At 54.4% G+C, this 21,243-nt stretch carries 18 protein-coding genes and 1 riboswitch; of the genes, 6 read left to right on the forward strand and 12 right to left on the reverse strand.

Going from position 1 to position 21,243, the window contains the following annotated elements; all coding sequences use genetic code 11:
- Positions 1-9: 9 nt before the first annotated feature.
- A complete protein-coding gene (locus EDM57_RS00950; RefSeq protein WP_122902907.1) occupies positions 10-918 on the reverse strand; it encodes a GNAT family N-acetyltransferase in 909 nt (302 codons plus the stop codon).
- A gap of 148 nt (positions 919-1,066) precedes the next feature.
- Here EDM57_RS00950 and EDM57_RS00955 point away from each other — a divergent pair, with 148 nt between their 5' ends.
- Both EDM57_RS00955 and EDM57_RS00960 read left to right on the forward strand, forming a co-directional pair.
- Positions 1,067-1,492 carry a 2Fe-2S iron-sulfur cluster-binding protein gene (locus tag EDM57_RS00955; protein ID WP_122902908.1) on the forward strand — a complete coding sequence of 142 codons (426 nt, stop codon included), beginning with the start codon at positions 1,067-1,069 and terminating at the stop codon, positions 1,490-1,492.
- 14 nt (positions 1,493-1,506) lie between these two features.
- Positions 1,507-2,148 carry a thiamine diphosphokinase gene (locus tag EDM57_RS00960; protein ID WP_122902909.1) on the forward strand — a complete coding sequence of 214 codons (642 nt, stop codon included), beginning with the start codon at positions 1,507-1,509 and terminating at the stop codon, positions 2,146-2,148.
- Positions 2,149-2,208: 60 nt separating this feature from the next.
- Here EDM57_RS00960 and EDM57_RS00965 read toward each other — a convergent pair whose 3' ends face one another.
- Entirely contained in the window at positions 2,209-2,895 is a 687-nt protein-coding gene (locus EDM57_RS00965; protein WP_122902910.1) for a uracil-DNA glycosylase, read from the reverse strand.
- 225 nt (positions 2,896-3,120) lie between these two features.
- On the opposite strand from EDM57_RS00965, the gene EDM57_RS00970 reads away from it, so the two are divergent.
- Positions 3,121-3,636 carry a stalk domain-containing protein gene (locus EDM57_RS00970; protein ID WP_122902911.1) on the forward strand — a complete coding sequence of 172 codons (516 nt, stop codon included), beginning with the start codon at positions 3,121-3,123 and terminating at the stop codon, positions 3,634-3,636.
- 73 nt (positions 3,637-3,709) lie between these two features.
- Here EDM57_RS00970 and EDM57_RS00975 read toward each other — a convergent pair whose 3' ends face one another.
- The 4 genes from EDM57_RS00975 to EDM57_RS00995 form a co-directional block, all read right to left on the reverse strand.
- Entirely contained in the window at positions 3,710-5,164 is a 1,455-nt protein-coding gene (locus tag EDM57_RS00975) for a sigma-54 interaction domain-containing protein (RefSeq protein WP_122902912.1), read from the reverse strand.
- 28 nt (positions 5,165-5,192) lie between these two features.
- Positions 5,193-6,404 (reverse strand): trans-sulfuration enzyme family protein, encoded by a 1,212-nt coding sequence (locus EDM57_RS00980; RefSeq protein WP_122902913.1) that lies wholly within the window; start codon positions 6,402-6,404, stop codon positions 5,193-5,195.
- Between the two features lie 220 nt (positions 6,405-6,624).
- Entirely contained in the window at positions 6,625-8,340 is a 1,716-nt protein-coding gene (locus tag EDM57_RS00990; RefSeq protein ID WP_122902915.1) for a GMC family oxidoreductase, read from the reverse strand.
- Positions 8,341-8,359: 19 nt separating this feature from the next.
- Positions 8,360-9,103 (reverse strand): gluconate 2-dehydrogenase subunit 3 family protein, encoded by a 744-nt coding sequence (locus tag EDM57_RS00995; protein WP_122902916.1) that lies wholly within the window; start codon positions 9,101-9,103, stop codon positions 8,360-8,362.
- Positions 9,104-9,258: 155 nt separating this feature from the next.
- Here EDM57_RS00995 and EDM57_RS01000 point away from each other — a divergent pair, with 155 nt between their 5' ends.
- Positions 9,259-9,954 (forward strand): hypothetical protein, encoded by a 696-nt coding sequence (locus EDM57_RS01000; protein ID WP_122902917.1) that lies wholly within the window; start codon positions 9,259-9,261, stop codon positions 9,952-9,954.
- Positions 9,955-10,042: 88 nt separating this feature from the next.
- On the opposite strand, the gene EDM57_RS01005 is transcribed toward EDM57_RS01000, so the two are convergent.
- The 3 genes from EDM57_RS01005 to EDM57_RS01015 form a co-directional block, all read right to left on the reverse strand.
- On the reverse strand, positions 10,043-11,377 hold the full coding sequence (locus tag EDM57_RS01005) for an APC family permease (RefSeq protein WP_122902918.1): 1,335 nt from the start codon (positions 11,375-11,377) through the stop codon (positions 10,043-10,045).
- A gap of 131 nt (positions 11,378-11,508) precedes the next feature.
- Positions 11,509-13,194: a glutamine--tRNA ligase/YqeY domain fusion protein gene (locus tag EDM57_RS01010; RefSeq protein ID WP_122902919.1), complete on the reverse strand. Its 1,686-nt coding sequence runs from the start codon at positions 13,192-13,194 to the stop codon at positions 11,509-11,511.
- An 84-nt stretch (positions 13,195-13,278) separates the two neighbouring features.
- The gene (locus EDM57_RS01015) at positions 13,279-13,896 is read right to left on the reverse strand and encodes an SET domain-containing protein (RefSeq protein ID WP_122902920.1); all 618 of its coding nucleotides are present in this window, start codon (positions 13,894-13,896) and stop codon (positions 13,279-13,281) included.
- 222 nt (positions 13,897-14,118) lie between these two features.
- A riboswitch (cyclic di-GMP riboswitch) is annotated at positions 14,119-14,207 on the forward strand.
- 174 nt (positions 14,208-14,381) lie between these two features.
- On the opposite strand from EDM57_RS01015, the gene ggt reads away from it, so the two are divergent.
- Positions 14,382-16,100, forward strand: coding sequence for a gamma-glutamyltransferase (gene ggt / locus EDM57_RS01020; RefSeq protein WP_122902921.1), 1,719 nt, complete (start codon positions 14,382-14,384; stop codon positions 16,098-16,100).
- A 127-nt stretch (positions 16,101-16,227) separates the two neighbouring features.
- Positions 16,228-18,216 carry a methyl-accepting chemotaxis protein gene (locus tag EDM57_RS01025; RefSeq protein ID WP_122902922.1) on the forward strand — a complete coding sequence of 663 codons (1,989 nt, stop codon included), beginning with the start codon at positions 16,228-16,230 and terminating at the stop codon, positions 18,214-18,216.
- A 68-nt stretch (positions 18,217-18,284) separates the two neighbouring features.
- Here EDM57_RS01025 and EDM57_RS01030 read toward each other — a convergent pair whose 3' ends face one another.
- From EDM57_RS01030 to EDM57_RS01040, 3 genes are read right to left on the reverse strand one after another with little or no spacing between them, the layout of a single operon-like run.
- Positions 18,285-19,004 (reverse strand): glycerophosphodiester phosphodiesterase, encoded by a 720-nt coding sequence (locus tag EDM57_RS01030; RefSeq protein WP_122902923.1) that lies wholly within the window; start codon positions 19,002-19,004, stop codon positions 18,285-18,287.
- Between the two features lie 31 nt (positions 19,005-19,035).
- The gene (locus tag EDM57_RS01035) at positions 19,036-20,361 is read right to left on the reverse strand and encodes an ABC transporter substrate-binding protein (protein ID WP_122902924.1); all 1,326 of its coding nucleotides are present in this window, start codon (positions 20,359-20,361) and stop codon (positions 19,036-19,038) included.
- Between the two features lie 29 nt (positions 20,362-20,390).
- Complete coding sequence (locus tag EDM57_RS01040) at positions 20,391-21,218, reverse strand: carbohydrate ABC transporter permease (protein WP_122902925.1); 828 nt, start codon at positions 21,216-21,218, stop codon at positions 20,391-20,393.
- Positions 21,219-21,243: the final 25 nt, after the last annotated feature.

Consider the following 21,243-nt stretch of genomic DNA (forward strand, 5'->3'; position numbering starts at 1 on the left):
ATTGCCCGGTCACTGCCCGACTTGTTCTGCGACCTCCATCTGCTTGACCATGTACACCTGCTCTGTTTCCGAAGGTCCAAAGCCCGCAGCTTCCAGCACTTCGAGCAGCAGCCGCTCGGATGCGCGCAAATTGAACGTGGACCGCTTGCAATCCAGTTCATACGGCGCATACACATGGGCGAGCGCGACATTCAAAATGGTGCGGGCATCGTTGTGTCCCGGCTGAGCCGCACATTGGCGCAAAACAATCGCGCTGACCTGTCCTGCTTCATTCAGCATTGGTTTGTACAGCGCATACCCGACTGCCTGTCCGTTGCTGTCCTCCACCACCAGCGCCAGTCCGTCGCGCGAGCTCTGCCAATGGTTTTGCCAGGCAGCATCCGCCGCGTAAAACGGCAGAGCCGCCACTTCCTGAGCCAGCACGCTTCTGACCCGGTAGTCAGACTGGTTCGGCGCGTTAAAAGCTTGTGCTGGCAGCGAACCGCTTTGTTGCCAGAACAAGAGGCGGTCTATCACCTCGTAGCCTTTTTGCTCGTACAAGGCAATCGCTTTGCTGTTTTGGCTCATCGCTTCCAGAGTGGCGACCTCCACGCCCGCTTCCCGGTACAGCGCAAGCGTAGCGTCCATCAACTGACGGCCCACCCCTTGCCTGCGATATTCGGTGGCGACACCTGTTCCCCCGTTCCATGCGACTTTTTGACCGCCAATCGTCCTAAGTCCGTTTACGACCAGCCCAATCGGTTCGTCTCCGTCAAAAGCGACGACAGACAAGGACGTTACACAGCCCTCGTTCGCCAGACGCTGCAGCATCATCTCTTCCGTCATCGTAATCGGAATAAAATAGCCCTCAAATCCTCTGTTCCACGCTTTCGTCACTTCGGCAAACGTACAGTCGCTCATCCGCTTGATCGTAATCATCCCATGCACCTTCCATTCTTTTTCGATAAAAATATTTTAATCAGAGAGGTCGAAAAATTCAATCTTTTCCATCCGACATTTCGCTTTCTTTGTCACGCCTGCTTTTCGCATGGTAAGATGGAAAAAATCACGTACCCGGGAGGTTCCTATGCGCAAACAGCTCACCGTAGGCTCTCTGATCGCCGGGCGCTCTCCCGTGCAGACGCCAGCCCCTGCTCCTGTGCATGCCAACATGCCGGAAACAACCAGGCGAGCTGGCAGCTTTTCCAGGCTTCCGGGCAAGCCCCAAACTACCATCCAGCGCAAGCAGGTACAGGTCAAGCAGGACGACCGGACGATTTCGGTTGAACAAGCCCCCTGTCAGACGCTGCTGCAAGCGGCAATCGCGCAGGGACAGCCGCTCTCCTACAAATGCCGGCAAGGCTATTGCGGGAAGTGCCGCGTCCTGGTCGTATCAGGCGGCTCTCTGCTCGAAGCTCCGACCAAGCAGGAAGCAAAAAAGCTGGCCGAACAGCTTGCCTCCGGCTATCGCCTTGCTTGTCAAAGCACTTTTCGCTCTACGATACGGGATTAAAAGGTGGCAGCAGCATGAAACAAACACGCATCCTACTTTTCGCAGGAGGAAGGCTCGGTGACTGGGCGATCCGCCACATTCGCGCAGACGACTGGCTCGTCGGCGTCGACCGTGGCGCACTGTTCCTCGTTCGCCACGACTTTGCGCCGCGCCTGGCAATTGGCGATTTCGACTCTGTCACCGCCGAAGAAATGGCGGAAATCGAGCGTCGCAGCCTGCACGTCTCTTCATGCGACCCTGTGATGAAGGATTTGACCGATACCGAAATGGCGCTCACCTGGGCGCTCCAGCAGCAGCCAGCGGAAATTGTACTGCTCGGCGTGCTTGGCTCGCGCTTCGACCATACGCTCGCCAACGTGCACTTGCTGCGCAAGGCTTTGCGGGAAAACGTTCCCTGCCGGATTGTCGATGAACGAAATGAAATTCGCCTGGTCGACAGCCACTGCACCATCGAGCGGGACCATTTTACGCACGTCTCCCTGCTGCCTTTGACGGCAGACGTCACCGGGATTACGTTGCGCGGCTTTTTGTATCCGCTGGAAAACGCCACGCTCTGCATCGGCGACACGCTCGGCATCAGCAACGTGCTCACGGAAGAGTCAGGAACGATTGACGTAGCGACTGGTCTTTTGCTCGTCATGAAAAGCAAGGATTAAACCGCACCCAACAAAAAAAGATCTTCGCCGTTACAGCAACGGTGGAGATCTTTTTTCATCCTATTCTTCTTCGACGTGCAGCGGCAGCTGCCAATCAATCTCTTCCATTCCTTGTGAACGCAAAAACGCATTCGCGCGGGAGAACGGACGGCTGCCGAAAAAGCCGCGATTGGCCGAGAACGGACTCGGATGCGGCGAAGCGATGATGCAATGCCGCTTTTTATCGATGAAAGCGGCCTTCTCCTGCGCGTGCCTTCCCCACAGGATGAACACAAGCGGCCTCTCGCGCTCGTTCAACAGATGGATGATCCGATCGGTAAACTGCTCCCAGCCGATGCCCTTGTGCGAATTGGGAGTACCTGCCCGCACGGTAAGCACGGCATTCAGCATCATCACGCCCTGCTTGGCCCAGTGACTCAAGTAACCGTGCTCGGGAATGGTGCAATTCAGATCGCTTTGCAGCTCCTTGTATATGTTGACGAGCGACGGCGGCGGCTTGATGCCCGGCCGGACGGAAAAGCTCAGGCCATGTGCCTGTCCCGGCCCGTGGTACGGGTCCTGTCCCAAAATGACTACTTTCGCCTGCTCGTAGCTTGTCAGGTGGAGCGCTGTAAAAATATGATACATGTCCGGGTAAATCGTTCGCGTCTGGTACTCTTCCTTCAAAATCTGACGGAGCTTCAAATAGTACGGTTTCTCGAATTCCTCCGCCAATATCGGCGCCCAGTCGTTATGCAATATTGCCATTTTCCTCACCTTGTCTGCTATTCTATCTATTACCTTAACACAAAGTGCCCGATCTCTGAACCATCGCTTCGTCCTGCCGCAAACCGGGACCTGTCTCTCCCAGTCCTACCTTTTTTGCCATTCGTAGTCTATGTTTCCTATTACCCTCGCTTGATAGCTTTTCTCCCATGATCTTTGACATAATACTTTCTGGGAAGATTTAGACAAAGGGAGAGGTTTTTCGACATGAAATGGGACTTGAAATCATTTTTGGGGGGAATTGTTGTCGGTTCCGCACTCTTTTCAGGAATCGCCATCGCGGCTCCGAACTATCCGGATCTGACAGAAGGCACGAAAACGCCGTTTACCTACTACTTTGAAGGCGTGCCCAAGTCGCCAAACAGCGATGTCCAGGGCATCATGTACAAAAACTCCGTGTACGTGCCCATCCGCTTCGTAGCAGAAAACCTGAACAAATCAGTCATTTACGATGCCAAGACAAAATCGATTTTCATCGGCAAGCTGCCAGTTGCCAAAATGTACTCGAAGATGGAAGCAGTCGAGCTGGTCAAAAAGAAATACGCCGCCAGCCTTACTCCTGCACACGTAGTCGAATATGACCACGATGATGAAAAAGGCCATTATGTCATTCATATTTACCAAACCGTCGTGAACAACTTCCAGTCCGGCGACAGCTACACCAGCACATACGGCTGGTTCGTGGTGAATCCGAACACAGGCGAAGTGAAGTCTTTGCTGTAAACAGCACTTATCCCTATATACCGAAAAGGACAGTGGCATTTGGGGGAGCCGCTGTCCTTTTTCGCGTCGCTGTTCAATCAAGCACGTATTTTTCCATTTTCCGGTACAACGTAGAAAGGCTGATTTGCAGTTCGCGGGCAATTGCCGCCTTGTCCTTGCCCTGCCTACCGCCGTCCGTCAAATGCTTTTGCAAAATGGAGCGCTCGTAATCAGCCAGCAGCTGATCTAGTCCCGCTCCCGCCTTTTCCCCGTTCACCGTCGCCTCGCCTGCGAGCAAATACTCCGGCAACTCCGCAGCGCCAATCGTCGGCCCCTCTGCCATGTTGACCATGTACTCCACCGCATTTTCCAACTGGCGGATATTTCCCGGCCAATCGTACGCGACAAGCCGTCCGGCAAGTCCGGCGTCCAGTTCCAGCTTGCCTTTTTGCAAAATCGTCTTGTACCGATACAAAAAATGCTGCAGGTAAAGCGGGATGTCCTCGCGCCGTTCGCGCAGCGGCTTCAGGCGAAGCGGAATGACATTCAGCCGATAGTACAAATCTTCGCGAAACGTCCCTTCTCTGACCATGCTCTCCAAATCTCTGTGCGTAGCCGCAATGACCCGGACATCCACCTCCAGCGTCTTGACGCCGCCGACCCGGTCAATCGTTTTTTCCTGGAGGACGCGCAGCAGCTTCGGCTGCAACGACAACGGGATGTCGCCTACTTCATCGAGAAAAATCGTGCCCTTGTGCGCCAGCTCGAACTTGCCCGGCTTGCCTTCGCGCCGCGAGCCTGTGAACGCTCCGCCCTCGTAGCCGAACAGCTCGCTTTCCAGCAACGTCTCGGGAATCGCTGCACAGTTAACGGCGACAAACGGCTGTCTGGCTCGCTGACTCTCGCTGTGGATCGCCTTGGCGAGCAGCTCTTTCCCCGTTCCGCTCTCTCCCCGAAGCAACACCGTTGAGATGCTGTTCGCCACTTTTTTCGCCTTGGCAATCACATCGCGCAAGCCCGTATCAGCGCCGATGAGCTGGGCGAAGTAGACCGGGCTGAGCGTTGCCTGGGGCATTTCCTCCTGCATGTTGCAGCCCTTTTCCCGCTCCGCGTCCAGCTCCAGCAGCTTGTGCTCGATCAGTGCGCTCGTATGCTGCAAAAAAGGCATCCATTTTTCCGAATGGTGCAGCATCCTTTCCTTTTGCTCGGGGGAAAACCCGATAATGCCGATCACGCCGACCGTCTTTTCCCGCTTGTGAACCGGAAAGCCGATGGTCGCCAGCTCCCGGCATTGCGGCAAAAACTTGCAGTTCATGCACTGCGAGTCGTTCTTTTTCATGTCAAAAATCATGCCCGGCTGTCCGGTCTGCAAAATCATCCGGAAAAACGAACCTTCCGGCGCAGGCAAGCCAACCAGATCCGAATAGTAGCCCGTGCCGCTCACCCGTATTCCTTGCTCATCGAGGATCGTGACATCCAGCCCGAGCACTTTGGCGATATTGTCTGCGTACGATTGAATGAATTCCTCTATCCGGGAAAATTCAGTCATGAGCGGCCCTCCTGCCATGTTGCGTTCGTTACCCTCTGCCCGCAGCCCCCGCCGCAGGCACGCGGGAAAGCGCCTGCTTTAGATCAGCAATAATGTCGCTTGCATCCTCCAGCCCGGTAGACAGGCGAATCAAGCCGTCCGTGATGTTGAAGGCCAAACGATCCGCAACGGGAACAGAAGCATGCGTCATCGAGGCGGGGTGCTGGACGAGCGTTTCGGGATCTCCCAAGCTAAACGATATCATAGCAAGACGCAGCGCGTTAATGAAAGATTTGGCGGCTTCGTACCCTCCCTTGACCTCGAACGAGACGATTCCGCCCATTCCCGCCATCTGCCGCTTCGCCAGCTCGTGCTGCGGATGGGAGGCAAGGCCGGGATAGTAGACGCGGGAAATCGCCGGGTGCTGCGCCAAAAATTCCGCGACAGCCTGGGCGTTGTGGCAATGCTGGCGAACGCGCAAGCCGAGCGTCTTCAAGCCGCGCAAAATCAGAAACGCATCCCAGGCGTTCAGGTTTTGCCCCAAATCGCCCATAATGTGTTTTCTCATGAACTGAATCTGCTCATGTTTTGCGACGATAAACCCGGCAATGACATCCCCGTGTCCGTTCAAGTATTTGGTCGCGCTGTGCACGACGACGTCAGCGCCCAGTTCCAGCGGCCGTTGCAGGTACGGGGTCATGAACGTATTGTCCACGATCACGACAACCCCGCGCGCGTGGGCCAGACGGGACAGCGCCGCAATATCCAGCACGGTCAGGCACGGATTGGATGGCGTCTCAAGGTAGAGCACACGGGTATTCGGACGCAGCACACGCTCCACCGCCTGCAAATCGGTGCAATCGACGAAATCGACGGCGATCCCGTAGCGCGGGGCCAACGTCGTCAGAAATTTGTAGCTCCCGCCGTAAACGTCCCGTGTACACACCACATGGTCGCCCTGCTGCAAAAAGGCGAGCAGCGCCCCGGAAATGGCCGCCATGCCGCTCGATACGCCCAGAGCAGCCTCGCCGTTTTCGAGCGCAGCAATTTTTTGCTCCAGTGTCGCAATCGTCGGGTTGCCGTACCTGCCGTAGTACGTCCCTCCCCGCTCTCCGGCCACGCAGGCAGCAGCGGAATCAGCGTCGGGAAACGCATAGGCTACCGCAGGCACGACAGCAGCCGCGACTGCCCCTGTCTTTTGGCACGGCTCCTGTGCCGTATGAATGATCGCGGTGTCCATCTTCCAGCCGTTTGTCTTCATCTATCGTCTCTCCTTTTTCTCGATCAGCTTTTGGCAAAAGTGATAAGCAAGGAGCGTGCCAACGAAAAAAGCGCATCAAACCGCCCTTTTCCGCAGCTTACGCCGGGTTTTCTTCGCATTTTTGCAAAAAAAATTGACCGCAAACGCAAAAAAGCCGTCAGATAAACCAACGACTTTTTCGCAAAGTTGACAATGAAGTTTTGCATGAGTAAAAAACGGCTTAGACGAGGATGCCGCCGCTCTTGTGGTACTTCAAAATGCCTTCTGCCGCACGGTACGAGAGCGCCCCCATCGTACCTGTCGGGTTGTAGCCGCTGTTGTGCGCAAAGGCGGAAGCGCCGACGACGAACACGTTTTCCACGTCCCACATTTGCAAGTAGTTGTTGACCGCAGATGTTTCCGGCGATGCCCCCATGATGACCCCGCCTGTATTGTGCGTCGACTGGTACGGGGTAATATCGTAAGGCCCCAGCTTGCCGCGCACCTCGACTTTGCTGGCGCCCATTTCCCTGGCAATCTCCCCGCATTTCTCGGACATAAAGGCGGCCAACTGCCTGTCCTGTTCCTCGAAGTCAAATGTAATCCGCATCAGCGGATCGCCAAAGACGTCTTTGTACGTCGGATCGAGATCGAGGAAATGATGGCGGAACGGCAAGGAAGCTCCCTGCGCCCCGACGTTGATCGTCCGGTTCGCGTATTTGAGGGAAGCCGCCTTGAACTCCTTGCCCCAGCTCGGCGTGCCTTCCGGAACCGTGTTGTTGGCAATCGGGCGCTGGCCGTACTGGGAGACGCTGATGTTTGCCCCGTGCAGGAAATTCAGGTTGGAATGGTCAAAATTGTCGCCGTTGTAATCGTCGAGCACCATGCCGAGCGCACCGGCGCCAGCGTAGTTGTTGAACTCTCTGTCCTCGAAAAAGCCTGTCGCTCCGCCGCGCATGACCTGGTAGCAGTAGTTTTTCCCGATGACGCCCTTGCCTGTATTCGGGTCGTACGGTCTGCCCAGCTTGGACAGCAGCAGCAAGCGGGCATTGTTGAACACGTAGCTGGTCAGCACCACAATATCTGCGGGCTGCTCGATTTCCTCGCCCGTCGTCACATCCGTGTACAGCACGCCTGTCGCTTTGTTGCCTGTATGTAAAATGCGGCGCACGTGGGAATGCGTGCGAATTTCAAACTTCCCGGTCTTTTTCGCCACGGGAATGACCGTGACAACCGGGTCTGCCTTCGCGCCGTATTCACAGCCAAACCGCTCGCAAAAGCCGCAATATTGACAGGCGGCCCGGGAAATGCCGTCCGGATTGGTGTACGCTTCCGACAGGTTCGCGGACGGGAGCGGGTACGGATGCAAATTCAGCTTTTTCGCCGCTTCCTCAAACAGCTTCATGCTCGGCGTCATTTTCATCGGCGGCGTCGGGTACGGTTTGGAACGTTTGCCCCCGAGCGGATTTTCTGCTCCCGAAATGCCCGCCATTTGCTCGAATTTGTCAAAGTAAGGCTCCAGTTCATCGTACGTGATGCCCCAGTCCTGAAGCGTCATGCCTTCGGGAATTTTCTTTTCGCCATAGCGTTCGATCGTCTTGCTGCGTATCTCAAAATCGTACGGCAAAAACCGGAACGTGTGGCCATTCCAGTGAACGCCCGCTCCGCCCAGCCCCGTTCCCATCAAAAACGAGCCGTACGAGCGCATGGGGAGTGCGCGAACGTTGGTGTTGCTGCGGAAGGTGATCGTTTCCTTGGACAAGTCCTGCATCATTTCATAGCGGAGCGCGTAGCGCAGTTCGTCGTGGACCATGAAGTAGTCTTCGGTTTTCCGCTCTTTGCCTCGCTCCAGCCCAACGACTGTCAGCCCTTGCTTCGTCAGTTCCGAGGCGATAATCCCTCCGCCCCAGCCTACACCTACAATGACGACATCCACTTTGGGCAGTTTTCTGGCCATGTTGTTTCACCCCGTCCTGTCAGTGTTGATGATCCCGCAAACTCAAAGGTTCCATTTTCACGAATTTGTCTTGCTCGATCACCTGTGTATAGGTCATCTGGTTTCCCGGAAAATTTTTCAGTCTCCAGCCGTCCATGTTTTTATTGCCGCCGTAGAGCGGGTCAGCGTAGATTCCTTCGATTGTGCTTGCGCGCAGCATTTTGAAAAAAGCGCTGGCGGAGACCGCGGTCAGCTTCACCTCGTCTGTCTCAAACGCCTTCAGCACGGCGTCCTGCTGCTCAGGCGTAATCTCGTAAAAACGTTTGCCATATGTTGACTGGCTGTAGTTGTTCAGCTCCTGAATCCCGATGTCGAATATTTCCCGCCGCTTCAGCCTGCCCTGATAGCCCTGGGTCGCTTCCCCCGGATAAAAAGGACCTTGCATGTATTCGCGGGCGTTGAACCCCCAGTCGCCTGCCAACTGGTGGTCGATAAAGTAAGCCGCGCCGAGCGCCTTTGCCCCCGGGCCGAGCTCGTCCTCTGGGAAAATTCGCTCGCATGCGGCTTCCACTACCTTGAACTGCTCGGGACTGAAATACATCAGCGCCTGATTGTAATCGGCAGCAGGAGCCGGTGCCGCTCCCGGCTGCTGTGGTGCTTCCGGCCTGCGGAGCAGACTGCCTGCCACTCCCCCGACGACCAGTCCACCGAGCACCAGGCCTGTGTTTTTCAAAAAGTGTCGCCGTGACACTGGCTGCTCATATTTGTTGTTTGATTCTGCCAACCCTACCACCTCCTGTTATCTCTCCCCTTGGTTTGCGCATTTTTCCGACAGGCTAAACGTATTTTCCGGAAATTTTCCCAACATGCTCCACACATAGTTTCCAGAGGAAAACAAAGGATATGGTTACTTACACAGCACCAGTTGGAGGGATTACAATGAAACGCTTAGGCACATGGGTGGGCAGCACCGGATTGGGCATCGCGCTTCTGCTTGCTGCCTGCAACAACCAGGCTGCGCCGCAAGAACCGGCCCGGACACAAAGCGTACATCCGGACAGAGCGGGCGAGACGGTCATTCCCAGCGTAGACCGCGACAAAAAGCTGACAACCAATGCACACGGCACCACTTTCAGCGGAATGGGCAACAACCTGTACAGCTCCATCGGCAGTTCGCATCTGCACAGCGGCGGCCCCTCGACCAAGCTGGAAGCACAGCTCGGTGCAGCCGGAGTGCACGGCGTCCAGGCATTGATCGTCGGCGATGCGATTTTTCTTGCTCCGGCGACTGCCAACCAGGCTTCGATCAATTCGATGGACCCGATGCAGTCCCACCTGCTGAGCAACTATGCGGGCAGCAGCAGCAGAGGCAACGATACGGCAAACGGCATCGCAGGGGCGAAGGCGAGAACCAACACGACAGGCGTGCTCGGCACCAGTGATCGGGACGCTTTGTTCACGCAGGCGCGCACCGTCGTAGAGCGCCTGTACGGCACGGATGCGAAAATATGGACGGTCCATTCAAAAAAAGGAATCGACTCGCTGGAAAAAGTGAAAAAGCACTTGCAAGACAAAAACCAGAACAAAAAAATGGCGGACGAGCTGGACAGGCTCTTCCGCGAGGCGAAGCGATAGACAAAAGGGACAAGCAGCGCGCTTGTCCCTTTCAATGCCTTCACCGTCTCCTGCGGATGCGTCACCATCAGCAAATGAAGCGGATCCTCTACTCATCAAATTTCACCAACTCCAGCCGCGCCCCCTTGATTTTGACCAGATAGAGCAAATAAACAAGGCCAACAAACGTCCACAAAAATCCGAGCATCATGGATTGGGTGTCAAGGCTGAGCCATAAAAACGCGAGAAACGCCGTACCAATCAGCGGCGCGAGCAGGTAGCCCCACCAATCGGCGATGCTCCTATCCTGCTTGAACCTGAGATAGTAGGCGATGACGCTCAGGTTGACAAAGCTAAAGGCGATCAGCGCCCCGAAGTTGATGAACGACGTCGCGGTCAACAAGTCCAGGTACAGGGCGGACAGCATCAGCGTCCCGACCAGCAGGACGTTGAGAAGCGGCGTTTTCAGCTTCGGATGCACATAGCCAAACCATTTTTTCGGCAAATAGCCATCCCGCCCCATCGCATACAAAAGCCGCGTGACGCTGGTAACTGACACAAGCCCGGATGCGAGCGTAGACGACAAGGCTGCCGCCAAAAATACAAGCTGAAACACGGAGCCGCCGATAAACAGCGCAATTTCCGCCGAGGCAGCTTCCGGGTCAGACAATACGGAAACATCAGGAAACAACGACTGCATAAAGTACGATGCGGTAATGAACAGCGCTCCCCCTGCCAGCGCGACCAGCAAAATTCCCCGGGGAATCGTCTTTTTGGCCTCAACCGTTTCCTCGGTCAGCGTAGTCACGGCATCAAAGCCCAAAAAAGAAAAGCAAAGAATCGAGGCGCCCGACAGCAACGCGACTACAGACAGATCCGGTGAGAAAAACGGCTGAATGCTGAATACGTGCCCAAGCCCCTCTCCCTGAACCAGGCCGCGAATGGACAACCCCGCAAACAAAACGACAAAGGCGATTTGAAACAGCACGAGAAACGAGTTGACGGAAGCCGTCACGGTGACGCGGAACACATTCAATAGCGTAATCAGTACGATAAATCCGAGAATCCACCACCCGGTCGGCACCTCGGGGAAGACGGACGATAAATACACCCCTGTCAGCAGGGCGTTAATCATCGGCAAAAACAAATAATCGAGCAGCGCCGCCCATCCGACCAAAAATCCCGCGTACGGATGAATCGTTTGCTGCGTGTACGTGTACGCGGTCCCTGCCGACGGGAATGCGCGAACCATTTTCCCGTAGCTTGCGGCGGTAAACAGGATCGCAAGCAGCGTCACTGCGTAGGCAGCAGGAACATGTCCTCCTGTCTCCTCAGCAACAATGCCAAAAGTATCAAAGACGGCCATCGGAGCCATGTACCCCAGGCCAATTACGACGATATGCCACAGCTTCAAGCTGCGTGTAAGTTCTGCTCTCCCATTCACTGCCTGTCCTCCTTCTTGTGATGCAATACGAATAATTATACATGTGAATGAGAAAAGTTCCACGCTTGCCCTGATGAAAAAAACGCTGTTGCACACGGTTTTCCCATGTCGCAACAGCGTTTTTGTGTTGGTCACAGCCTGCGTTTGTCCTGCGCCTTTGGCAGTTCGAACGAGCTTTTCAGCGAAACGATCCGGTTAAAGACCAGCTTGTCCGCCGTCGTATGCTTCGGATCGACATTGAAGTATCCGTGACGGAAAAACTGGTATTTGTCCTGCGCCTTCGTATCCTTCATGTTCGGCTCTACGAATCCGTTCACGATTTCCAGGGAATTCGGGTTGATGTTGTCCAGAAAGCTTCCTTCCGCATCCTCATCTTCCAGAATCAGCGGCTCGTACAAACGGAACTCGGCAGGTACAGCCTGGCTCGCCTCTACCCAGTGGATGGTCCCTTTTACCTTGCGTCCTGTAAATCCGCTGCCGCTCTTCGTCTCCGGATCGTAGGTGCAATGCAGCTCGATGACATTGCCATCCGCGTCCTTCACCACGTCGTTGCATTTGATGAAGTAGGCGTGCTTGAGACGAACTTCATTGCCAGGGAACAGGCGGAAATACTTGCTCGGCGGGTTTTCCATGAAGTCGTCCCGCTCGATGTAAATTTCGCGGGAGAACGGAATTTGGCGGTGTCCCATCTCCGGATTTTCCGGGTTGATCTCCGCATCGAGCATCTCGACCTGGCCTTCCGGATAGTTCGTAATGACGACCTTCAGCGGATTTAGCACAGCCATCGTGCGCGGCGCTTTCAGCTTCAGGTCCTCGCGGATGAAATGCTCCAGCATTTTCGCGTCGACGGTACTGTTGCTGCGCGCTACCCCGATTTCACGGGCAAATGCGCGAATCGCTTCCGGTGTATAGCCGCGACGGCGGAAGCCCGCAATGGTCGGCATGCGCGGATCGTCCCAGCCATCGACGATGTTTTCGTCTACGAGCTGTTTCAGCTTGCGCTTGCTCATGACCGTGTTGGTCAGGTTCAGGCGGGCAAACTCGTACTGACGCGGAACGTGCTCCATCTCGCATTCGCTGATGACCCAGTCGTACAGCGGACGATGGTCTTCGAATTCGAGCGAGCAGAGCGAGTGGGTCACGCCTTCAATCGCATCTTCCAGCGGATGCGCAAAGTCGTACATCGGGTAAATGCACCATTTGTCGCCCGTATTGTGATGGGTCGCGCGGGAAATACGATACAGAACCGGATCGCGCATGTTGATGTTCGGGGAGCTCATGTCGATTTTGGCACGCAGCACTTTTTCACCGTCTTTGAACTCACCGTTGCGCATCCGCTCGAACAGGTCGAGGTTTTCCTCCACAGAACGGTTGCGGAACGGACTGTCTACACCCGGCTCGGTCAGCGTTCCGCGCAGCTTGCGAATCTCTTCGGCAGACAGATCGTCCACGTAGGCTTTGCCTTTTTGAATCAACAGCACCGCACGCTTGTACATCTCTTCAAAGTAATCCGAGGCAAAAAACAGCCCGTCCCATTCAAATCCAAGCCATTTGACGTCTGTTTTGATCGCTTCCACGTACTCAGTGTCTTCTTTCACCGGATTGGTATCGTCAAAACGGAGGTGAGCCTTGCCTTTGAATTCGCTTGCCAGCTCAAAGTTCAGGCAGATGGCTTTTGCATGTCCAATATGAAGATACCCGTTCGGCTCCGGCGGAAAGCGGGTAATCACTTCCTTGACCTTGCCTGATTGCAGGTCGTCAATCACGATGTTGCGGATAAAGTTGGATGACGCTACCTTGTTTTCCAATGAAATCAACCTTTCACTTCACCTTTACATTCCATAATACTGATTCTCCTCCCAGAGTTCAACAAAATCGGGCCGTTGTCCGGCCCGCTGCGGCTACCACTCCTGCTCTTTTGACCATTGCGACTGTGGCTGGCAATACAGCGAAATGATGGAGTCGAGGGATCGGCGCTGCTCGGTAATGCCGCGAATCGTTTGCAAATGGCTCGGTTGTACGAGGTGGAGCAGCGGCTGTTCAACCTGATTGAATCGTTCGAAGGCGGCTGCCGCAATCTCATCCCATTGGCGATAATAGCGAAGCAGGTCGTCAGGCATCACCCTTGAGCGAGTCGTGCCCGGCTCCGGCAAGCAGTCAAACGGTTCATCCAGGTTCAGCGTTCCGTAATCATCAGTCAGTTCCTCACCCGGCAAAATGTCTCGTGCCGCCAGCTCCAGATCGTACATCGTCGCCACACAGGTTGGATGGAAGCTGTGGTTGACAAACCGCGCCTTATCCCAGCAGAGAATGTATTGTCCGAACTGGTTTTTGAACGAATATTTCAGCACATCCTGTTTTCTCAATGGGTCCAGTTTTTCCACAAAGGCTGGGTCCAATACCTGATCGAGATCATCCTGGACCCAGACAATTGTGCCTTTTGGAATCAATTTTGTCGCAAACACACCATACCCGATCTCATCGTTGATATAGCGAAGCTCTGTATCGGGATGCATCATGGTCGTTGTTTCACTCCTTGGCAAATGTGCCTTTTTCCCATCATAAGCAGTTCCGCCAGCGAAGGTGTGTGAATGTCTGTGAAAAACATACCTCCCTGACCCTTCCTTATTTCTAAAGGAAAAGTAAATTCCGTATTTACATAAATCGACAAATCGTCTATAGTATTGACAAAAGGGTTTTAGGATATTTTTCCTGTACCATTTGCATCAATATATCCATTGATATCGAAACGGCAAACCCGGAGAAATCCGGCGACGCAAAGCTAGAGGGGCTACTTCCGCACGTGCGGCCATGCCAGCCAGCTACCGAAGTATTGATGTAGGACAAGACCAATGATCCTATATCATTGGTCTTTTTATGTGCTCGAAAAATGTCTAGTTTTGTCTATTTTTGTAGATACAGGATCTTTTTAAGGAGGTGAGGCTGCAAAAAGCTGTCAGATTGTTGCAATCCTTTCACAAAAATACAAAGGAGGCTTCATCAGATGTCATTGTGGAAAAAACTTTCTACCGTCGCATTGAGCGCGGCAATCGGGCTGACAACATTCGCTCCGGCCCAAGCTGCCAATCGCCCAACATCCATGTCGCCAAATGCAATGGTCACAACCCCACACTATTTGGCTACAGCTGCAGCCCTGAAAACGCTGGAAGACGGTGGAAACGCAGTAGACGCCGCAATTACCGCAGCTTCTACCCTCTCCGTTGTCTACCCTCACTACACAAGCATTGGCGGGGATAGCTTCTGGCTCATCTACAACGCCAAAACAAAAGAGCTGAAAGCGCTGAACGGCAGTGGACGAGCTGGCGAAAAAGCAACCATCGAATACTACAAAAGCAAAGGCTATGACAAAATTCCTTCCCGCGGCTACGAGGCGGCCAACACCGTTCCCGGCGTTGTTTCCGGCTGGTGGGAAGCCTACAACTACGCACACAAGAGCATGGGCAACAGCAAGCTGCCTTGGCACAAGCTGCTGGAGCCTGCCATCGGATACGCTGAAAACGGATATCCCGTATCACCTAACCAGGTTTACTGGACTCAATACGCGATTGATCCTACTGACAACGATCTGAAAAATCTCCAGCGCTTTGAGGGCTTCCGCAAAACGTTCCTGAAGCCGAACGGAGAGCCGTACGCCGCAGGCGAGATTCTCAAGCAAAAGGACCTTGCCAAAACGCTGCGAATCATTGCCCAAAAAGGTGCTGACGGATTCTACAAAGGCGAAGTCGCGCAAAAAATCGTAGCAGACCTGCAAAAAAATGGCGGACTGCTCACGCTGAAAGACTTCGAGAAGCACACCTCCACCTGGGCAGACCCAATCACTGTAGACTATCGCGGCTACAAAGCGTACAACATGCCGCCGAACTCTCAGGGAATGGCTTCCCTCTCGATTCTGAACGTGCTGAACAACTTTGACCTCAAGAGCATGGGCGAAGGAACAGCGGATTACTACCACGTCATCGTTGAAGCGACCAAGCAAGCTTTTGCCGACCGTGACAAATGGCTGACTGACCCGGCATTCGTAGATATTCCTGTGGACGAGCTGTTGTCGAAGGAGCACGGAAAAGCACTGGCAGCGCGCATTGACATGAAACAGGCAGCAAAAACAGTCGAGCCGCTCGATCCAAAAGGCGATACGACTTGGTTTGGCGTCGTGGACAAGGACGGCAATGCCGTGTCGGTAATCCAGAGCCACTATTTTGACTGGGGCTCCGGCATCGTTGCCAAAGACACAGGCGTTCTGTTGCAAAACCGCGGCAGCTACTTCTCCCTGGACCCGAACCATGTCAACCACCTGGAGCCAGGCAAACGCACCTTCCACACGCTTAACCCTGCCATGCTCTTTAAGGGAGACAAGCCTTACCTGCTCTACGGAACACAAGGCGGCGAAGGCCAACCACAAACACAGGCTGCAATCGTCACACGCATCATCGACTTCGGCTTCAGTGTACAAGATGCGATCGAAGCACCAAGATGGCTGCATGGCCGCAACTGGGGCTCTGCCTCCAACAACCTGAAAGTCGAAAGCCGGATTCCGCAAGACGTTCTGGATGAGCTGGTGAAACGCGGCCATCCGGTCGAAAAGCTGGAAGCGGCCTTCACCGACGCAATGGGACAGTCCGGCGCTATCTTGATTGACCCGGTTACAAACGTGAAGTTTGGCGGCGCTGACCCTCGCGGTGAAGGCGCGGCACTGGGATACTAATCGCTCGTCAGGCTGCTGAATTTTCTTTGGCAGCCTGACTGTGCTTTCTCTTTTGTACAGACAGCGCTTTCTGCATCCTTTTTGCAAAAAGCGGCTGTCAAGCTCGAAATAAGGGTGGGAAAAGCCTATGTTTTTGCTCAAAAAACTAAGGAACAAAATGATTCTTTGGTTTCTCGCCGTCGCAGTCATTCCCCTTGCTGTCGTTTCTCTGTATATTACAAACAGCTTTTCATCCATCCTGATCGACAAGCAAAAAGCTTCGTATGTAGACCTGACCTCCAGTACGGCACTTGCGATGGATCAATATTTGGACCGACGCATGACCGAAATTCAGGTCTTGGCTCGCACCTCAGACATTCAATCCGCTGACGCGGCAGCGAAAAACGAGTTTATCCAAAAGTTTACCGAAGAAATGAAGCTGTACGACGGCAACACGTTTATCGGCAGCGACGGAAAAGTATCCGCTGATACGTTTCCGAAAAGCATCGGGATTGACCTTAGCGAGCGGCAATTTTTCAAAGATGGCATGCAGGGCAAACCGAGCTTCTCTGATGTCCTGGTCGCCAAAACAACAGGAAACCGCTCCATCATTGTCGCTTCTCCTGTCACCGGAAAAAACAAAGAAGCGCTTGGCGTCCTGACCGGGCTTGTCAATGTGGACCAGTTCACAGCAATGTTTCTGGCCAATTTGAATGCAGGCGGCGACGGCTACCCGATTCTGGTGGACAGACTGCACCAGATTCAGTACCATCCCAATCAGGAACTGATCGGCAAGCCGCTTGATGAATCAGCGCTGCCGCAGGCTTTAGTGGACATTTTGAAAGCAGACAAAACCGAAAAAGGCTCCTACAGCTACATCGATCAAGGCAAGGAATACGTCGTCACCTACTCCCCGATTCCGACAACAAACTTTGGCTTGTATCTGCATATTCCGGTTGAATCCATCACGGGTGCTGTTTCTTCCATCAGCAACAGCGTCATGTTCATCGTCTTTGGTGTAGTCGCTGTGGTCATCGCTGTTGCGTATGTAATCTCCCAGCAAATCACCCGCCCAATCGTGGATGTGGCTTCCGTAGCCAACCGTATTTCCGAGGGCGAACTAACCGTGCAACCTCTGAAAATCCGCTCGCAGGATGAAGTCGGGCAGTTGTCCCAGTCGGTAAACACGATGGTGCACAACCTGCGCACGATCATTCAGCAAGTCAACGATACAGCTACAGACCTCGCCTCTTCCGCAGAGGAACTGTCCGTAAATGCGGAACATACCAGCAAGGCTACGGAACAGATCGCCGTTACGATCCAGGAAGTGGCCTACGGCGCGGAAAAACAGGTCCGGAGCGTAGAAGAAAGCGTACACGCCATGCAAAGGGTGTCAGAAGGGGCGAAGCAGGTAGCCGCGAATGCCCAATACGCGGACGAATCCGCCATGAGCGCTTCCCAAATCGCTGTAGAAGGCAATCAGGCGCTGCAAGTCGTCATCAGCCAGATGCACTCCATCGAAAATACGGTCAGCAACATCGCCGATATTGTCAAACGGCTGGGTAACAGCTCGCAGGAAATCGGGCAAATCGTGCAGGTCATCACGGCGATTGCGGAGCAAACCAACCTGCTCGCGCTAAACGCCGCAATCGAAGCCGCGAGAGCAGGCGAGCAAGGCCGCGGATTCGCCGTGGTAGCAGACGAGGTGCGCAAATTGGCCGAGCAATCCGCCCAATCGGCGCAACAGATCAAAGAGCTGATTACCACGATTCAACTGGAATCCAATCAGGCGGTGCTGTCGATGGAGCAAGGCACCAAGGAAGTCGCAATCGGCCTGACAGTAGTGAACAACGCCGGAAAATCGTTTGAACAGATTCAGGATGCCGTTGCACAAGTAGCCAGCCAGATCCAGGAAGTGAAAGTGCACTCCGAGCAAATGACGGCCGGAACCGAAAAAGTCGTGGAATTGGTCAGCGTCATCGAGGAAGTCGCTGAAAACTCGGCAGACGGAACACAGAGCGTGTCCGCCGCTACCGAGGAACAACTGGCTGCCATGGAAGAAGTAAACTCCTCTGCTGCTTCTTTGGCGAGAATCGCAGAAGAGCTGCAATCGCATGTAAGCCGATTCAAAATCTAGCATCAACCAAAAAACGCGCAAAAGCCGTCGGGACCGATTCTCCCCGACGGCTTCTTTTTCGCGCTTGTTTACCCTATTTTCAGCATCCGGTCAGGATGGTTGGTGCAAATTTGCACCTCTGGATGCCAGGACATGACTTCCTGAATATGCGCAGGCTCATCCAGCGTCCAGGCTACGACCTTGAACCCTCTCTCAATCGCCGCATTTGCCAGCTCTCGCGTCAGGTACGGATAGCCCATGGACAGGATGCTCGCCCCTGCCGCCTCAAGCTGCTCCAGCATGAGTACGGGACGGCCGTAGACGATCAGCCCCGTCTGCACCTCCTGATCGAGCGTGCGCACGTGACGAATCAGTTCGTGGTCAAACGACGTCAAATACACTTCCCGCTTCATTCCGTACTGCTCCACCAGCGCCAGCACCTTTTCGGCAATTCCCGGATACATGTCGCTCGTCGCCTTCAGCTCGATGTTCAGCGTGCAGCGGCCCTTGATCGCCGCCAGTGCTTCGGCAAGCGTCGGGATTTTTTCCCCGGCAAACTTCTCGTCAAACCATTTGCCCGCATCGAGCTGGCGCAGTTCCGCAAGCGTGTGGTCTTTGACCAGACCGCTTCCGTCCGTCGTGCGCTCCAGCGAAAAATCGTGAATCAGTACCGGAACACCGTCGCGCGTCAGCTGCACGTCAATCTCCATCGCCTGGATCGCAGGCTCGGCCAGCGCCAGTTGAATCGCCGCCATCGTATTTTCCGGTGCTTTGCCCGACCAGCCGCGATGGGCCATACATATGTTCATGCCGCGAGCTCCTCTCTGTAGCGTGTCGTTCTTATTTTTTCAGCAGCTTGCTGCCTTTGTCTGTCGCATTTTGCAGCGCTTCGGCAATCGTTGCCTGTCCGAGCATGGCGCGTTGCAGTTCTTTCTGAATAACATCCTGCAGCTCTTTGTACCCAGGAGCCATCGGACGCGGATAGCCGTATTGCAACTGGTCGACCGCTACCTTGAAGTTAGGATCTTTTTCATAGAATGCCTTCATCTCCGGCGAATCAACAGCATCGGTCGTCACAGGCATGTATCCGGAGGCGATCGACCACGGCACTGTTTGCTCCGTGTCGGTCATCCACTTCATGAACTCCCACGCCGCTTTTTTCTCGGCGTCAGACGACTTCGCCAGCATGACCAGGTTCGCGCCGCCTGTAGGCGTACCGTAGTTTTTATTCGCTGGCAGGAAGGCTACTCCCATGTCAAATTTGGCATTTTTCTTCAACTCCGTCAAGGAGCCGGTCGTTGTGAAAATCATGCCAACTTTTTGGTTCAAAAAGTCCTGTTCTGCTACATCCCACGCGTTGTAGTTTTCGCCTGGAGGGTTTTTCATCAGACCCTCCTTGACCATCCTGGACCACAGTTCCAGCGGTGCCTTGCCCGCTTCGTTGTTCAGTGTAAGCTCCTTGCCGTCCTCGCTCAAAACGCTGCCGCCGCTCTGGAACACAAGCGCCTCGTAGAACCAGATGTCAACAGGAGTGGAGAAGCCGTAGCGAGTAATCTTGTCACCTTCCTTCCTGGTCAACTTTTGCGAAAAGCTGACCAGCTCCTCCCATGTTTTCGGGCCGTTCGGGTCGAGCCCCGCTTCCTTGAGCATGTCGCGGTTGATGTACAGAAGCGGTGTGGAACGGTTGAAAGGCACGGCGTACAGTTTGTCTTTCCAGTAGGAGTTTTTCATCAGGCCGGGAATGTATTTTTTCTCCTCGCCTTGCGAGTACGGCGTCAAATCTTCCAGTACCTTCGCGTCGGCAAAGGCGGCAATCGATGCGATCTCTACCATCGTCACATCGGGATTGTTGCCAGCCGCGACAGAGGCGAGCACCTTGGAGTGGTTCTCCTGGTAAGCGCCCTGGTAGGCCGCTTTTACTTTAATATCCTTATGTGTTTCGTTGAACTTTTTGACCATATCCTCAATCGTTTTCCCGCGCTCGCCGCCGAGCGCATACCAAAAGTCGATCTCCACCGGGCCGTTGTTTGCCGCTCCTGGCTGGGTTGTCGCGTTGCCCGTGCCGGCAGCCTGCTCGCTTCCGGTAGAGCCGCAGCCAGCCAGTACGCCTGACAAGCCGAGCGCAAGTGCACACAGAATCGTTCCTGTCTTTTTCATCGCCTTCATGATTTGCTTTCCTCCCACATCGTTTTCGATTATTTGGATTGGTAGACAAACGCTTTGATGATATGGCGCTGGGCCACGAAGAAAATGACGAGAATCGGCAGGATGAGGATCATGTTCCCCGCCATCATGACGTTCCACAGCGTGCCGCCGTCTGACATGTGCAGACTCGAAATCCCGATCGGCAGTGTGCGCACCTCGTCGCTGTTGGTCATAATCAGCGGCCAAAAGTAGTCGTTCCAGTGATAAATGAAGCTGAACAGCCCGAATGTGACCAGCACCGGCTTCGCCATCGGCACCATGATCGTCCACATGATTCTCCACTCCGAGGCATTGTCCAGCCGTGCCGCCTCGATGACCTCGTCCGGCACCTGCATGAACGCCTGGCGAAGCAGGAAAATGCCGAATGCGCTCGCCGCGTACGGAATAATCAGCGACCAGAGTGTATTGACCAGCCCCCAGCCGCTCAGTTGCACGTAGATCGGCAAAAAGATCACCTGACCGGGAATCATCAGGACGACCAGCACGAGGCCAAACAACAGGCTGCGGCCGGGAAACCGATAGCGGGCAAACGCATAGGCAGCCGGAACTGCGGTCAAAAACTGCAGCACCAAAATTCCGACGGCGACCACGATGCTGTTGACCGTGTACATGAGAAACGGCCCAGACTCCCAGGCGCGGACAAAATTGCTCCACTCCCACGATTCAGGCAGCAAGCTCGGGGGAAACTGTCTGACCTCCGGCATCGTCTTGAAGGCGGTAGAGGCCATCCACAAAAACGGAAACACAAACAACAAAGCGACCACCAAAAGCCCAATCCACTCTGCTGTTTTCAAAGAGATTGCACCCACTCGTTTCATGCGGTTCCTCCTTTCTCTCACCTGT

This window comes from Brevibacillus gelatini, from assembly GCF_003710935.1.
GTDB lineage: Bacteria > Bacillota > Bacilli > Brevibacillales > Brevibacillaceae > Brevibacillus > Brevibacillus gelatini.